The sequence below is a fragment of the Burkholderia sp. AU17457 genome (genome assembly GCF_002223255.1).
In the GTDB taxonomy this organism is placed as follows: domain Bacteria; phylum Pseudomonadota; class Gammaproteobacteria; order Burkholderiales; family Burkholderiaceae; genus Burkholderia; species Burkholderia sola.
The window spans coordinates 1,140,974-1,154,350 of record NZ_NKFB01000008.1 but is presented as its reverse complement, the minus strand read 5'-3'; the positions used below and the strand labels follow the sequence as shown (position 1 = coordinate 1,154,350).

Sequence of the window (13,377 nt, the reverse complement as noted above, 5' to 3'; positions counted from 1 at the left end):
CATGGCCCATCCCGTCACGTTGCTCGGCCACGCGCAACTGCGTGCGCTGGTGCCGCTCGATCTCGTCGCGATCGACCAGGTCGAGACCGCGTTCGCGTCGCTCGCGACCGACGCCGTCGTGATGCCGCCGATCCTGAATCTGGCGCTGCCGCAACGCCATGCCGAAGTGGACGTGAAGACGGCGTATCTGCCGCGCTTCGACAGCTTCGCGATCAAGGTCAGCCCCGGCTTCTTCGACAACCCGTCGCTCGGGCTGCCGAGCCTGAACGGGCTGATGCTCGTGCTGTCGGCGCGTACCGGCCTGACCGAAGCCGTGCTGCTCGACAACGGTTACCTGACGGCGGTACGCACCGCGGCGGCCGGCGCCGTGGCCGCGCGCCGGCTCGCGCGCGCCGATGCGCATCGCGCGGCGATCGTCGGCGCGGGCGAGCAGGCCCGGCTGCAGCTGGCCGCGCTGATGCTGGTGCGCGACATCACCCATGTGACGGTGTGGGCGCGTGATGCCGAACGCGCCGCGCGATTCGCGGCCGACGTGCGTGCCGCGCACGGGATCGACGCGCTCGTCGCGCGCTCGGTGCACGCGGCGCTGGCCGACGCGGACATCGCGGTGACGACCACGCCGAGCCGTGCGCCGCTCGTGCACGCGGAAGACCTGCATCCTGGGTTGCACGTGACGGCGATGGGTTCGGACGCCGACTACAAGACCGAACTCGCGCCGCCGGTGTTCGGCGCCGCGCGCTATTTCTGTGACCGACTGCAGCAGACCCGCGTGGCCGGCGAGCTCGCGCATGCGATCGCGGCCGGTGCCGTTGCAGCCGACGCGGTGTTTCCCGAACTCGGCGAAGTGATCGCCGGCCGCCGCGACGGCCGTACGCATCGCGACGACATCACGATCTGCGACCTGACCGGCACCGGCGCGCAGGACACCGCGATTGCCGTGCTCGCGCTGCAACGCGCCCGCGCGGCGGAAGTGGGCACGATTTTTCACAACGACCTCACGACTTGAGAGGAGACAGATGTCCGCAGTCATCGAAACCCAGACAGCCGCGCCGCGTCTCGCGTTCGCGCGCAGCGAATATGCCGCGCGGATCGCGAAGACGCGCGCGGCGATGGAGCGGGCCGGTATCGACCTGCTGATCGTCACCGATCCGACCAACATGGGCTGGCTCACCGGCTATGACGGCTGGTCGTTCTACGTGCACCAGTGCGTGCTGCTCGCGCTGGACGGCGAACCCGTGTGGTTCGGGCGCGGCCAGGACGCGAACGGCGCGAAGCGCACCGCGTTCATGGCGCACGAGAACATCGTCGGCTATCCCGATCATTACGTGCAGTCGCCCGCGCGCCACCCGATGGATTACCTGTCCACCGAAGTCATCGCCGCGCGCGGCTGGAACACGCTGCGTATCGGCGTCGAGCTCGACAACTACTACTTCAGCGCGGCGGCATACGCGTCGTTGCAGAGGCACCTGCCGGCCGCGCGCTGGGTCGACGCGACCGCGCTCGTCAACTGGCAGCGCGCGGTGAAGTCGCCGCGCGAGATCGAGTACATGCGCGTGGCGGCGCGCATCGTCGAGCGGATGCATGCGCACATCGTCGAGACGATCGAGCCGGGCATGAAGAAAAGCGACCTGGTCGCGCAGATCTATGCGACCGGGATCGGCGGCGCGGATGGTTTCGGCGGCGACTACCCGGCGATCGTGCCGCTGCTGCCGACCGGCGCCGACGCGGCCGCGCCGCACCTGACCTGGGACGACTCGACGTTCGCGCGCGGCGCCGGCACGTTCTTCGAGATTGCCGGCTGCTACCGCCGCTATCACTGCCCGCTGTCGCGCACCGTCTATCTCGGCAAACCGCCCGCGCACTTCATCGAAGGCGAGCGCGCGGTGGTCGAAGGGATCGAGGCCGGGCTCGCGGCCGCGAAGCCGGGCAACGTGTGCGAGGACATCGCGAACGCGTTCTTCGCGGTCCTGCGCCGCGCGGGCATCGACAAGGACAGCCGCTGCGGCTACCCGATCGGCGCGAGCTATCCGCCCGACTGGGGCGAGCGCACGATGAGCCTGCGTCCGGGCGACCGGACGGTGCTCGAACCCGGCATGACGTTCCACTTCATGCCCGGGCTGTGGCTCGACGACTGGGGGCTGGAGATCACGGAGAGCATCCTGATCACCGAGACCGGCGTCGAGACGTTCTGCAACGTGCCGCGCAAGCTGTTCGTGAAGGAGTAGGGCGATGCGTGCTTCCCCGATTACGCCGACCGTCGATTTCGACGCGGACGGCGAACAGCACGGCTTCCTGAAGCTGCCTTACTCGCGCGACGATTCCGCGTGGGGCGCGATCATGATTCCGGTGACCGTCGTGAAGCGCGGCGACGGGCCGACGGTGTTGCTGACCGGCGGCAATCACGGCGACGAGTACGAAGGGCCGGTCGCGCTGTCGAAGCTCGCCGGTTCGCTGAAGGCGGCCGACGTGACCGGCCGCGTGATCGTCGTGCCGTTCATGAACTACCCGGCGTTTCGTGCCGGTTGCCGCACGTCGCCGATCGATGCGGGCAACCTCAATCGCAGCTTCCCGGGCCGGCCGGACGGCACGGTGACCGAGAAGATCGCCGATTACTTCCAGCGGCATTTGCTGCCGCTTGCGACGCACGTGCTCGACATTCACGCGGGTGGCCGCACGCTCGACTTCGTGCCGTTCGCGGCGATTCACGTGCTGGAAGATCGCGACCAGGAGGCACGCTGCGAGCGCGCGATGCGCGCGTTCGGCGCGCCGTATTCGATGCGCATGCTGGAACTCGACAGCGTCGGCCTATACGACAGCGCAGCCGAGGAAGCCGGCAAGGTGTTCGTGTCGACCGAACTGGGCGGCGGCGGCACGTCGACGGCGGCGAGCGTCGCGATCGCCGAGCGCGGCGTGTATGGATTTCTCGCGCATGCGGGCGTGATAGCGAAGGACGTCATCGATGGCAACGCACCGCGCACGACGACGCTGCTCGACATGCCGGACGGCTCGTGCTTCACGACGAGCGAGCATCGCGGGCTGCTCGAGATGTGCCGCGATCTCGGCAGCGAGGTCGAGGCCGGCGACGTGCTCGCGCGCGTGCACGACATCGACCGCACGGGCGTCACGGCGGTCGAGTACGTCGCGCGGCGGCGCGGGCTGCTCGCGGCGCGGCATTTTCCGGGCATCGTGCAGACCGGCGACACGATCGCGGTGGTGGCCGACATCGTCGAGCGCAACATTCCGGTGGCCGTATGAGGACGCGCACGACGTGATCAAGCTCGACCGATACGACCTCGCGATCCTGCGCCTGCTCGAGCGCGACGGGCGCATCACGAAGTCGAAGCTCGCGGAGGCCGTGAACCTGTCGATTTCGCCGGCATGGGAGCGCGTGCGCAAGCTCGAGGAAAGCGGCGTGATCCGCGGCTATCGCGCGGACGTCGACTGGATCGGCGCATTCTCCGGCAGCCGCATCGTCGTCGAGGTGACGCTGTCGCGGCACACTGCACCCGACATGCGGCGCTTCGAGGACCGCGTGGCCGCCGCGCCCGAGGTCGCGCAGTGCTATGCGACGGGAGGCGGCGTCGACTACGTGCTGCACGTGGTCGCGCGCGACATCGACCATTACCAGCGCTTCATTGATGCGTTGCTGATGGAAGACCTCGGCATCGAGCGCTACTTCACGTACATCGTGACGAAGGTCGTGAAGTGCGCATCCGGCGGAGCGCCCGACTGGCTGTAAAAGTTCGCGCCGGCGCGCGGCAATACGGAAAAAACCGGCATTTCCGGCCGTGCAAACCGAAATTTCCGCATGCGCCGGCGCGACACAATGAAGCTCGTGCTCACCAACGAGGAGACGCAGCATGCTGCCCGGACACCCCGTTCTGTTCAAGTCGACCTGCTATGTCGACGGTCGCTGGATCCACAGCGACAGTGCCGCGACGGTTGCCGTCGTGAACCCCGCCGATCAGGCCGTGATCGGCCACGTGCCGATGCTCGAGCGCGCGCAGATCGTCGCGGCCGTCGACGCCGCGCAGCGCGCGTACGACCCCTGGCGCTGGACGCCGCAAGCGGTGCGCAGCGCGGCATTGCTGCGCTGGCATGCGCTGATCTTGCGTCACGTCGACGATCTGGCCGCGCTGCTGTCGCTGGAACAGGGCAAGCCGCTGGCCGAAGCGCGCGGCGAGATCCGCTATGCGGCGAGCTTCGTCGAATGGTTCGCGAACGAGGCGAAGCGCTTCGCGGGACGCACGATTCCGACCCACATCGACGGCGCGCATCTGGGCACCGTGATGGAGCCGGTCGGCGTCGCGGCGCTGATCACGCCGTGGAATTTCCCGGCCGCGATGATCACGCGCAAGGCGGCGGCCGCGATCGCGGTCGGTTGTACCGTGGTCGTGAAGCCCGCGCATGAAACGCCGTTCTCGGCGCTCGCGCTCGCGCAGCTCGCCGACGAGGCCGGCTTCCCGGCCGGCGTGTTCAACGTCGTGCTCGGCGAGCCGCAGATGGCGATGGAAACGCTGGTCGGCGATGCGCGCGTGCGCGCGGTGAGCTTCACCGGCTCGACGCGCGTCGGGCGGCTTGTGAGCGAGACCGCCGCGAAGGCCGGCATCCGCAAGATCGCGCTCGAACTGGGCGGCAATGCGCCGTTCATCGTGACCGAGGATGCGGATCTCGAGCAGGCGGTGCGGATTGCCGTCGGCGCGAAGTTCCAGACGTCCGGCCAGGACTGCTGCGCGGCGAACCGGATTCTCGTCGCGCGCCCGCTGTACGACGCATTCGTCGAACGGTATGCGAACGCGGTGCGCGCGCTCAAGACGGGGCCCGCATTCGAGCCAGGCGTCGACGTTGGCCCGCTGATGCACCAGGCCGCGTTCGACGCGACCGTGGCGCGTGTCGAGGACGCACGGACACGCGGCGCGCGCATCGTCGCGGGCGGCCGGCCGCATGCGCTCGGCGGATGGTTCTACGAGCCGACCGTGATTGCGGATGCCGCGCCGGGCATGCGGGTGGTCGACGAGGAAAACTTCGCGCCGATCTCGGCCGTTTGCGCGTTCGACACGCTCGACGAAGCGGTCGAAACGGCCAACGACACCGAATACGGACTCGCCGCGTACGTGTGCGCGACGCGCATCGACACGATCTTCCAGCTGGTGCGGCGGCTCGACTTCGCGATGGTGTCGGTCAACGGCGTGAAATTCACCGGCGCGCCGATCCCGTTCGGCGGGATGAAGGCGTCGGGACTCGGGCGCGAAGGCGGCGCCGAAGGCTTCGAGCCGTTCACCGAAACTAAGTACTTCTGCCTCGGCAATCTCGGCCTGCCTGTCGCGGCGACGGCCTGACCCATTCAAAGGAGCACATCATGCAAAAATCCATCGACGCACTGCTGCGCGAGGACCGCGCCCACTTCATGCACCCGTCGACGCACGCGTACGACCACGAGACCGGCGCGCTGCCGGGCAAGATCGTGCGCGGCGGCGAAGGCATCCGCATCGAGGATCACCAGGGCAAGCGCTATATCGACGCGTTCGCCGGACTCTACTGCGTGAACATCGGCTACGGCCGTACCGAGGTGGCCGACGCGATGTACGAGCAGGCGAAGCAGCTCGCGTACTACCACACGTACGTCGGTCACGCGTCGGACGCGATCATCGAGCTGTCGTCGCGCATCATCGACTGGTCGCCGGCGGGGATGAAGAAGGTCTATTACGGGATGTCGGGTTCCGATGCGAACGAGACGCAGGTCAAGATCGTCTGGTACTACAACAACGTGCTCGGCCGCCCGAACAAGAAGAAGATCATCTCGCGCGAGCGCGGCTATCACGGCTCCGGCATCGTGACCGGCAGCCTCACGGGCCTGCCGAGCTTCCACCAGCATTTCGACCTGCCGATCGACCGCGTGAAGCATACGGTGTGTCCGCACTGGTATCGCAGGGCGCCGGCCGGCATGAACGAAGCGCAGTTCGTCGCGTACTGCGCCGACGCACTCGAGCAGCTGATCGCGCGCGAGGGCGCCGACACGGTCGCCGCGTTCATCGCGGAGCCGGTGATGGGCACGGGCGGCATCATCGAACCGCCGGCCGGCTACTGGCCCGCGATCCAGGCCGTGCTGCGCAAGCACGACATCCTGCTGATCTCCGACGAAGTCGTGTGCGGGTTCGGGCGTCTCGGCTCGAAGATGGGCGCGCAGCACTTCGGGATCGAGCCCGACCTGATCACGGTCGCGAAGGGACTGACGAGCGCGTATGCGCCGCTGTCGGGCGTGATCGTCGGCGAGAAGGTGTGGGACGTGATCGCGCGCGGCTCGCAGGAACACGGGCCGATGGGGCACGGGTGGACGTACTCCGGGCATCCGGTATGCGCGGCCGCCGCGCTCGCGAACCTCGCGATCCTGGAGCGCGAGAACTTGGTCGGCAACGCTGCGGACGTGGGCGCGTATTTCGGCGCGAAGCTGCGCGATGCATTCGGCGCGCATCCGCTCGTCGGCGAGGTGCGCAGCGTCGGCATGCTGGCCGCGCTCGAGTTCATGGCGGACAAGGATGCGCGCACGCCGTTTGATCCCGCGCTGAAGATCGGCGCGCAGGTGTCGGCTGCCGCGTTGCAGCGTGGCGTGATCGCGCGGGCGATGCCGCACGGCGACATTCTCGGGTTTGCGCCGCCGCTCGTGATGACGCGCGAGGAAGCCGACGAGATCGTCGGCATCGTGAAGGATGCGGTGGATGAGGTCGCGGAGCGGAATCTTTCGGCTGTCGCGTGATTTTCAAGCGGTCCTGATGCGCGCTTCGGCGCGTGAGGTGACGCCGCCGCATGCAAGTGCGGCGGCGTTTCTTTGCCGGTACGGTTTGGGGGAAACCGTCAGGGCATCGCCGACGGCGCGCGTCGGCTATCGGCCGTCACTCAGTAATCCCACACGACCGGAACGAAGCGGAACCCGTCGCCGTGCCGCGCAACATGCCCGATGGACGGGAACGCGACATGGGCCGCGGCCAGCAGCGCGCCGGTGTCGGCGGCTTCGTTGAACAGTGCGATACGCACGTCGACCGCCGCGTCCGGATCGTGCTCGAAGCCGTTTTGCCAGTCGGGATTGTCGAAGTTGACTTCGAAAATCGCGTCGCCCGCGAACGTCAGCTTTTCCCCGTTCGATGCGATGTCGACCACGCAGTGGCCCGGCGTATGGCCGCCCGTGACCCGCGCCGACACGCCCGCGGCGACTTCCACGGTCCGGTCGAACGGCACGATGTTTTCGCCATAGAGTTCCACGAACTTCGCGGCCGCCTTGCGCAGCGCGGGCGGAACGGTTTCCGGCATCACCGTCTTGCTGAAGTCCGGATTTTTCCAGAACGCCACTTCGGCGGCCGATACGTGAATGCGTACGTCCGGGCGCAGCTTCGCCTTGACGCCGTCGACGTTCAGCCCGCCCACGTGATCCATGTGCATGTGCGTGATCACGATATCGGTGATCGCAGCCAGGTCGATGCCGGCCGATTCCAGGCGCATCACCGAGCGCCCGGCACGCGTGAAGTATTCGAAGCCGTCGCCCACGCCCGAGTCGATCAGGATCACGCGATCGGCGCTGCGCACGAGCGCGATGTTGAGCGCCCAGTCGAACATGTCGCGTTGCAGGAAACGGCCGTCGAACCATGCGTTGCGATCCGCTTCGCTTACATTGGTGGACATGGTGGAAGTCGGCAGCGGCAGCACGCCGTCGCTGATCAGCACGACATCGACATCGCCGATGCGTACGGCGTAGCGGGACGGAACGAGCTCGCCCGAAGCTTCGTTGCCCAGGGGTTCGATGACCGGCTGGACGTTGCGGATGGGTGCGTTCATGTTCAGTAATCCTGTTCGTCGAGTGAGGTAATCCGCACTGCGCGGCGCAGAGCGGTTCGCGAGCGCGATCGTGAATGGCGCGCGCTTCGGTTCGTCCGGATTCCGGTCGAGCGTGTCAGCGATTGTAGTGACGGCCGACACATGCCGACAGCGCCGCACGTGCGCACATCGTGTTGCCCGGACGACAACAATCCGGCGGCGGCTTCAGCCGCCCGAAACGCACATCGCCCACCGTCCGTTACCGGACGGCGGGCGATGTAATGGATGCCGTTTATGAGAAGCCGGCGCGGCCGGCGCACAGGTCAGCCCGGCTGGCCGGGAAGGGTGTCGCCGCGCAGCGAACACCCGCGCGTCTCGATCACCGCCAGCAGCGCGACCAACCCGACCGCGCACGCGGCCATCATGTAGTAGGCGGGAATCAGCGCGTTGCCGGTCTTGCCGATCAGCCAGTCGTTGACGATCGGCGCGGTGCCGCCGAACAGCGACGTCGACACGTTGTACGCGATCGCCATGCCCGCATACCGGACGTGGGTCGGGAACATCGCCGGGAACATCGCGGAAATGGTGGCAAGCTGCGGCACGTACAGCACGCCGAGCACCGCGAAGCCGATTAACGCGCCGAGCGGACCATGCGTCATCAGCGTGAACATCGGCACGGCCGCGACGAACAGCCCGACGAGCGAGAACCACCACATCGTCTTGCGACCGACGCGGTCCGACAGCCAGCCGGCGAACGGCAGCAGCACCATCATCGCGAGCATACCGATCAGCGGAATCAGCAGCGACATGTTCTCGCTGACGCCGAGTTCCTTGTGCATGTAGGTCGGCATGTACGCGAGCAGCACGTAGTTGACGACGTTCAATGCGACGACGAGCCCGCCGAGGAGCAGCAGCGGCTTCGCATAGCGCACCAGCAGCAGCCGGATCGGCAGCGCGGCGACGACGCTTTTCTCGCGGCGGTGCGCCTGTTCCTCGAGCTCGCGGAACACCGGCGTTTCCTCGAGGCGCGAGCGCAGGTAGAAGCCGATCAGGCCGAGCGGCGCGGCGACCAGGAACGGCAGACGCCAGCCCCACGCATGCATCGCCGAATCGCCGAGCAGCAGCGCGAAGCCGAGCATCAGGAACGCGCCGAGCGAGAAGCCGGCGAGCGTCGCGAATTCGAGGAAGCTGCCGCACAGGCCGCGCCGCGAATCGGGCGCGTATTCGGCAATGAAGGTGGCCGCACCGCCGTATTCGCCGCCGGTCGAGAAACCCTGCACCATGCGCAGCACGATCAGTGCGGCCGGGGCGAGCCAGCCGGCCGTCGCATAGCTCGGCAGCACGCCGACGAGCAGCGTGGCGCCCGACATCGTCAGGACGGTCAGCGCGAGCACGCGCTTGCGGCCGAGCCGGTCGCCGAGCGGCCCCCAGAACAGGCCGCCGAGCGGGCGGATCAGGAACGAAATCGCGAACGTGCCGAGCGCGAACAGCGTCGCGCTGGCCGTGTTGCCCGGAAACAGCGCGGCGGAAATGTACGCGAGGCCGTACGCGTAAATGCCGTAATCGAACCATTCGGTCGCATTGCCGAGGGCGGCGGCCGCGATCGCGACCCGCGGCAGGCTGTGCGGCTCGTCGCCGCGGGAAGCCGTCTCGTCCGGAACGGACGCGGCGGCGGAAACGGAAGTCCACGATGGCACGTATCGCATGAGGGGTCCTCGCTATCAGCGTGCGCCCGGGCGGGCGCCGACGAGGATCAAAGTAATCCCGCCAATTAGCGACACCCGATGTCATAGGACGATGTGGAGATCGGGGTTTTCCCGCGCCGTGGCGGGCGGCCCGCGGAGGCCGTGGCCGGCTCGGCGCGGCGCCGCCCGGCGATCGGCGGTAAGCTGCGCGCTGCCACGCGGGATTTCTCGGACTGTGCCGCGCGTGGCGTCCCTTTTTTCAACCTTGATCAGGAGCGCATATCGTGGCGACCTACATCGTCTTTACACGGGAAAGCACGCAGGACCAGCATGAGCTCGACCTCTACTCGAGCCAGGTCGGCGCGACCCTTGCCGGCCATCCGGTGAAGGTGCTTGCCGCATATGGGCAGCAGGAAATCCTCGAGGGTGAAGGCCCGGAAGGTGTCGTGATCGTCGAGTTCCCGTCGAAGGAGGCCGCGCACGCGTGGTATCACGGCCCCGAATACCAGGCGGTCGTCCAGCACCGGTTCAAGGGCGCCCGCTATCGCGCGGTGCTGGTCGAAGGCGTCTGAACGCGGCCGCGCGCGCCCGTTACCGCATGTGCGGCAGCAGCGCGCGCAGCCAGTACGACACGGCCACCGCACCGCCATCCGGCGTGCCGATCGCGCGCTCGCCGAGATAGCTGGCCCGTCCCGCGCGCGGCGTCATGCGCGCCGTGTCCTCCGCGCCTCGCTCTGCCGCGTCGACGGCCGCCGCCCATGCGCTCGCGGGATCGCGATCGCCGTCGAGCGCGCGGCCGAATGCGTCGACGGCCGGCACCAGCGCATCGAGCATCGTCCGGTCGCCCGCCTGCGCGCCGCCGAGTTCGCCGATCGAATCCACCGCGGCGCGGAACGCCGCGGCCCAGTCGCGCGGCGACGGCTCGGCGATATCGGCCAGCCGGCGCGACGCGCGCAGCAGCGCGGTCGCATAGAACGGCCCGGAACTGCCGGCGATCGCGCGGCGCAATGCGGCGCCGAGCGCCGCGAGCGCGCCGGACGGCGTGCCGTACGCGGTGTCGGGTAGTTCGAGGATCGCCTGCGCGGCGCGGCGCATACTCGCGCCGAGATCGCCGTCGCCCGCTGCCGCATCGAGATCCGTCAACGTCTGCTCGTGATCGATCAGCGTCTGCGCCACTGCGTGCAGCGCCGGTTGCAGGCGCGCGGCCCATGCGCGGCCGGCCGCATCGAGCGGCGGCGGCGGCGCGTCCTGCGACGCGGCCGCGGCCACGCGAATCTGCGTGTTGACGATGCCGCCGCCGGGCCATGCGCGCGCCTGCGTCGGCGCGTCGAGCAGCGCCGCACGTTCGTCGTTCAGCCGCAGCACCGAGATCGAGCAGCCCGGCATGTTCAGCGCGGACAGGAACGTGCCGGCCCACGCGCGCGCGACGACGATGCCGCGCCGGCTCAGGTTGTCGAACGCGGCGCGCAGCACGATCGCGAGTTCCATCTCCGGCGTCGCGCCGAGGCCGTTGACGAACAGCGCGACGCGTTCGTCGCGGTCGAGCACGAGATCGGCGACGATGCTCGACAGCAGCGTGTCCGCCAGCGCGTCGGCCGGCAACGGCGCGCGGCGCTCGACGCCTTTCTCGCCGTGGATGCCGAGGCCGAGCTCGATTTCGTGATCGGCGAGGCTGAATCCCGACTTGTCGGCGCCCGGGATCGTGCAGCCGTCGAGCGCGACGCCCATCGTGCCGAGCTCGGCCGCCGCGTCGCGCGCGATGCTCGCGACGCGGGCAAGCGGCAGCCCGCGCGCGGCGGCAGCGCCCGCGAGCTTGTGGATCAGCACGGTGCCGGCGATCCCCCGCCGCTGGCCGCGCTCGACGCGGCCGCGCAGCGATACGTCGTCGGCGACGATGACGGTTTCGACCGGAATGCCTTCCGCGCGCGCGAGCTCGGCGGCGAGCCCGAAATTGAGCCGGTCGCCGGTGTAGTTCTTCACGATCAGCAGCGCGCCGTTCGGGCCGGCGCTCGCGCGGATCGCGGCGAGTATGGCGTCGGTCGACGGCGACGTGAACACTTCGCCGCACACGGCCGCGCTCAGCATCCCTTCGCCGACATAGCCGCCGTGCGCGGGCTCGTGGCCGCTGCCGCCGCCGGACAGGATCGCGACCGGCCGCTGCGACGGCTCGGGTAGCGGCTGGCGGACGAGCACGTGCTCGTCGCCGAGGATCGCGAGATGCGGCGATTGCCGCGCGATGCCTTCCAGCATTTCTCGCACGACGTCGGACGGGCGGTTCACAAGCTTTTTCATGGCGACGGATTCCGGACGGGTGAACGGGGCTCGGCCGGACGCGCACGGGCGCCGGACGGCTTTCGTGTTGCGGAGGATCGTGCGTGAGCTGTTGCCGGTCGCGGGAGGTCGCGTCACGGGCGACCGGATGCGGGGCGGGCAACGAAGCGTACGCTTCGCGCCACGATACATCAGGTTCGGATGTTGCGGCGCGGATCGCGGCGCGATGGCGTCATGGTGCCGGGGCGCAGCGACGGTGCTCGCGTGCCGCTATTTCAGCGCGGTAATGACCTTCGCGCGAATCAGCCGCGCACGCAGCACGTTGCGGCTGATGCCGAGCAACTGCGCGGCCCGGATCTGGTTGCGATGGCTGAATTCGAATGCGACACGTATGACCGTGTCCTCGATACGTTCGAACAGGTTGCCGTGCCCGTCGTCGAACAGATCCCGCAGCGCGTGTTCGAGCGCCGCCTGTGCGTCGGCGGACGACGCCGCTGCGGGCGCGACAACGGCCGGCAGGCATGGCGACGCGATGTGCAGGTCGGTGTCCTGCAGCGCATCGTGGCGGCTCACGAGCAGCGCGTGATGGATCACGTTCTCCAGTTCGCGGATATTGCCGGGCCAGCCGTGCGCCTCGAGCCGGCGCTCGGCGCGCGGATCGATGCGGCGCGGGCCGCCGCCGAGCCGGTCGCGGTAAATGTCGAAGAAATGGCGCGCGAGCGGCAGGATGTCGCCCGGGCGGTCGCGCAGCGGCGGGACCGCGAGCTGCACGACGTTGAGCCGGTAGAACAGGTCGCCGCGAAAATGGCCGGCCGCGACCGCCTGCTGCAAGTCGACGTTGGTCGCCGCGACCACGCGCACGTCGACCGGAATCCCCGTGCGCGAACCGAGCCGCACGACCTCGCGCTCCTGCAGCACGCGCAGCAGCTTGACCTGCATCGCGAGCGGCAGGTCGCCGATTTCGTCGAGAAACAGCGTGCCGCCGTGCGCGGCTTCGAACCAGCCGGGCTTCGCGCTGAATGCGCCGGTAAACGCGCCTTTCTCGTGACCGAACAATTCGCTGTCGACGAGCGTTTCGGAGAATGCGCCGCAGTTCACCGCGACGAACGGCCCGTCGCGCCGGGCGCCGAACTCATGCACGTGGCGCGCGATCAGTTCCTTGCCGGTGCCCGTCTCGCCGACGATCAGCACGTTCGCGTCGCTCGGCGCGACGCGGCGAACCTGTTCGAGCAGCGCAAGCGAGCGCGGATCGGCGAACACGTGCGCGTGCGCGCGGGACAGCGTGTGACGCTCGGGCTGCGCGAGCACGGGCGCCGCGGCCTGAAGCCGGGCCGGGTTGCGGGAAGCGGTGACGACTCGAAGATTGAGCGGGCGCGGCGATGCGGAAATGGAAGTCATGGCGATGAACCGTTGGATGGCCGGGCAATGCGGGCCGGCTGCTGCGTGGTCAGCAGAGTGTTGAACGTTTCGCCGCGCGCGAAAAGCATCGATTTCTGATAACCAAAGCGCGATTGCTGCGGAACCCGCAACGGCGCGGACGAGCGGCGGTGTCGTGACGCCTTGTCGTCGAATTCGGCGCTATCGCGTGCGATGCGCTGCTGCCTGATCAGCAGCG

The 13,377-nt window shown here is 68.7% G+C and carries 11 protein-coding genes; 7 read left to right on the top strand and 4 right to left on the bottom strand.

The window, feature by feature from the left end; all coding sequences use genetic code 11:
• The first annotated feature begins 1 nt into the window (after position 1).
• The 6 genes from CFB49_RS35165 to CFB49_RS35140 all read left to right on the top strand — a co-directional run bounded on the left by CFB49_RS35165 (position 2) and on the right by CFB49_RS35140 (position 6,754).
• On the top strand, positions 2-1,006 hold the full coding sequence (locus tag CFB49_RS35165; RefSeq protein ID WP_089493684.1) for a cyclodeaminase: 1,005 nt from the start codon (positions 2-4) through the stop codon (positions 1,004-1,006).
• A gap of 10 nt (positions 1,007-1,016) precedes the next feature.
• A complete protein-coding gene (gene doeA, locus CFB49_RS35160) occupies positions 1,017-2,225 on the top strand; it encodes an ectoine hydrolase DoeA (protein WP_089438104.1) in 1,209 nt (402 codons plus the stop codon).
• Positions 2,226-2,229: 4 nt separating this feature from the next.
• Positions 2,230-3,255, top strand: a complete 1,026-nt coding sequence (gene doeB, locus CFB49_RS35155; RefSeq protein WP_089493683.1) for a N(2)-acetyl-L-2,4-diaminobutanoate deacetylase DoeB — start codon at positions 2,230-2,232, stop codon at positions 3,253-3,255.
• Between the two features lie 13 nt (positions 3,256-3,268).
• A complete protein-coding gene (locus tag CFB49_RS35150) occupies positions 3,269-3,739 on the top strand; it encodes an Lrp/AsnC family transcriptional regulator (RefSeq protein WP_006489640.1) in 471 nt (156 codons plus the stop codon).
• A gap of 121 nt (positions 3,740-3,860) precedes the next feature.
• The gene (locus CFB49_RS35145; protein ID WP_089493682.1) at positions 3,861-5,339 is read left to right on the top strand and encodes an NAD-dependent succinate-semialdehyde dehydrogenase; all 1,479 of its coding nucleotides are present in this window, start codon (positions 3,861-3,863) and stop codon (positions 5,337-5,339) included.
• A gap of 20 nt (positions 5,340-5,359) precedes the next feature.
• Positions 5,360-6,754, top strand: coding sequence for an aspartate aminotransferase family protein (locus tag CFB49_RS35140; protein ID WP_089493681.1), 1,395 nt, complete (start codon positions 5,360-5,362; stop codon positions 6,752-6,754).
• Positions 6,755-6,894: 140 nt separating this feature from the next.
• Here the strand turns inward: CFB49_RS35140 and CFB49_RS35135 are convergent, their stop codons facing one another.
• Together CFB49_RS35135 and CFB49_RS35130 are read right to left on the bottom strand one after the other, a co-directional pair.
• The gene (locus CFB49_RS35135; protein ID WP_089493680.1) at positions 6,895-7,827 is read right to left on the bottom strand and encodes an MBL fold metallo-hydrolase; all 933 of its coding nucleotides are present in this window, start codon (positions 7,825-7,827) and stop codon (positions 6,895-6,897) included.
• A 302-nt stretch (positions 7,828-8,129) separates the two neighbouring features.
• Positions 8,130-9,512 (bottom strand): MFS transporter, encoded by a 1,383-nt coding sequence (locus CFB49_RS35130; protein ID WP_089493679.1) that lies wholly within the window; start codon positions 9,510-9,512, stop codon positions 8,130-8,132.
• A gap of 263 nt (positions 9,513-9,775) precedes the next feature.
• Here CFB49_RS35130 and CFB49_RS35125 point away from each other — a divergent pair, with 263 nt between their 5' ends.
• The gene (locus tag CFB49_RS35125) at positions 9,776-10,063 is read left to right on the top strand and encodes a DUF1330 domain-containing protein (protein ID WP_069619716.1); all 288 of its coding nucleotides are present in this window, start codon (positions 9,776-9,778) and stop codon (positions 10,061-10,063) included.
• 19 nt (positions 10,064-10,082) lie between these two features.
• Here the strand turns inward: CFB49_RS35125 and dhaL are convergent, their stop codons facing one another.
• Positions 10,083-11,783, bottom strand: a complete 1,701-nt coding sequence (gene dhaL, locus CFB49_RS35120; RefSeq protein WP_089493678.1) for a dihydroxyacetone kinase subunit DhaL — start codon at positions 11,781-11,783, stop codon at positions 10,083-10,085.
• Positions 11,784-12,032: 249 nt separating this feature from the next.
• Positions 12,033-13,160 carry a sigma-54 interaction domain-containing protein gene (locus CFB49_RS35115; protein ID WP_089493677.1) on the bottom strand — a complete coding sequence of 376 codons (1,128 nt, stop codon included), beginning with the start codon at positions 13,158-13,160 and terminating at the stop codon, positions 12,033-12,035.
• Between the last annotated feature and the right edge of the window lie 217 nt (positions 13,161-13,377).

Coding starts and splice junctions, on each gene's coding strand:
- CFB49_RS35165 (WP_089493684.1), top strand. CDS start 2: ATGGCCCATCCCGTCACGTTGCTCGGCCACGCGCAACTGCGTGCGCTG.
- doeA (WP_089438104.1), top strand. CDS start 1,017: ATGTCCGCAGTCATCGAAACCCAGACAGCCGCGCCGCGTCTCGCGTTC.
- doeB (WP_089493683.1), top strand. CDS start 2,230: ATGCGTGCTTCCCCGATTACGCCGACCGTCGATTTCGACGCGGACGGC.
- CFB49_RS35145 (WP_089493682.1), top strand. CDS start 3,861: ATGCTGCCCGGACACCCCGTTCTGTTCAAGTCGACCTGCTATGTCGAC.
- CFB49_RS35140 (WP_089493681.1), top strand. CDS start 5,360: ATGCAAAAATCCATCGACGCACTGCTGCGCGAGGACCGCGCCCACTTC.
- CFB49_RS35135 (WP_089493680.1), bottom strand. CDS start 7,827: ATGAACGCACCCATCCGCAACGTCCAGCCGGTCATCGAACCCCTGGGC.
- CFB49_RS35130 (WP_089493679.1), bottom strand. CDS start 9,512: ATGCGATACGTGCCATCGTGGACTTCCGTTTCCGCCGCCGCGTCCGTT.
- dhaL (WP_089493678.1), bottom strand. CDS start 11,783: ATGAAAAAGCTTGTGAACCGCCCGTCCGACGTCGTGCGAGAAATGCTG.
- CFB49_RS35115 (WP_089493677.1), bottom strand. CDS start 13,160: ATGACTTCCATTTCCGCATCGCCGCGCCCGCTCAATCTTCGAGTCGTC.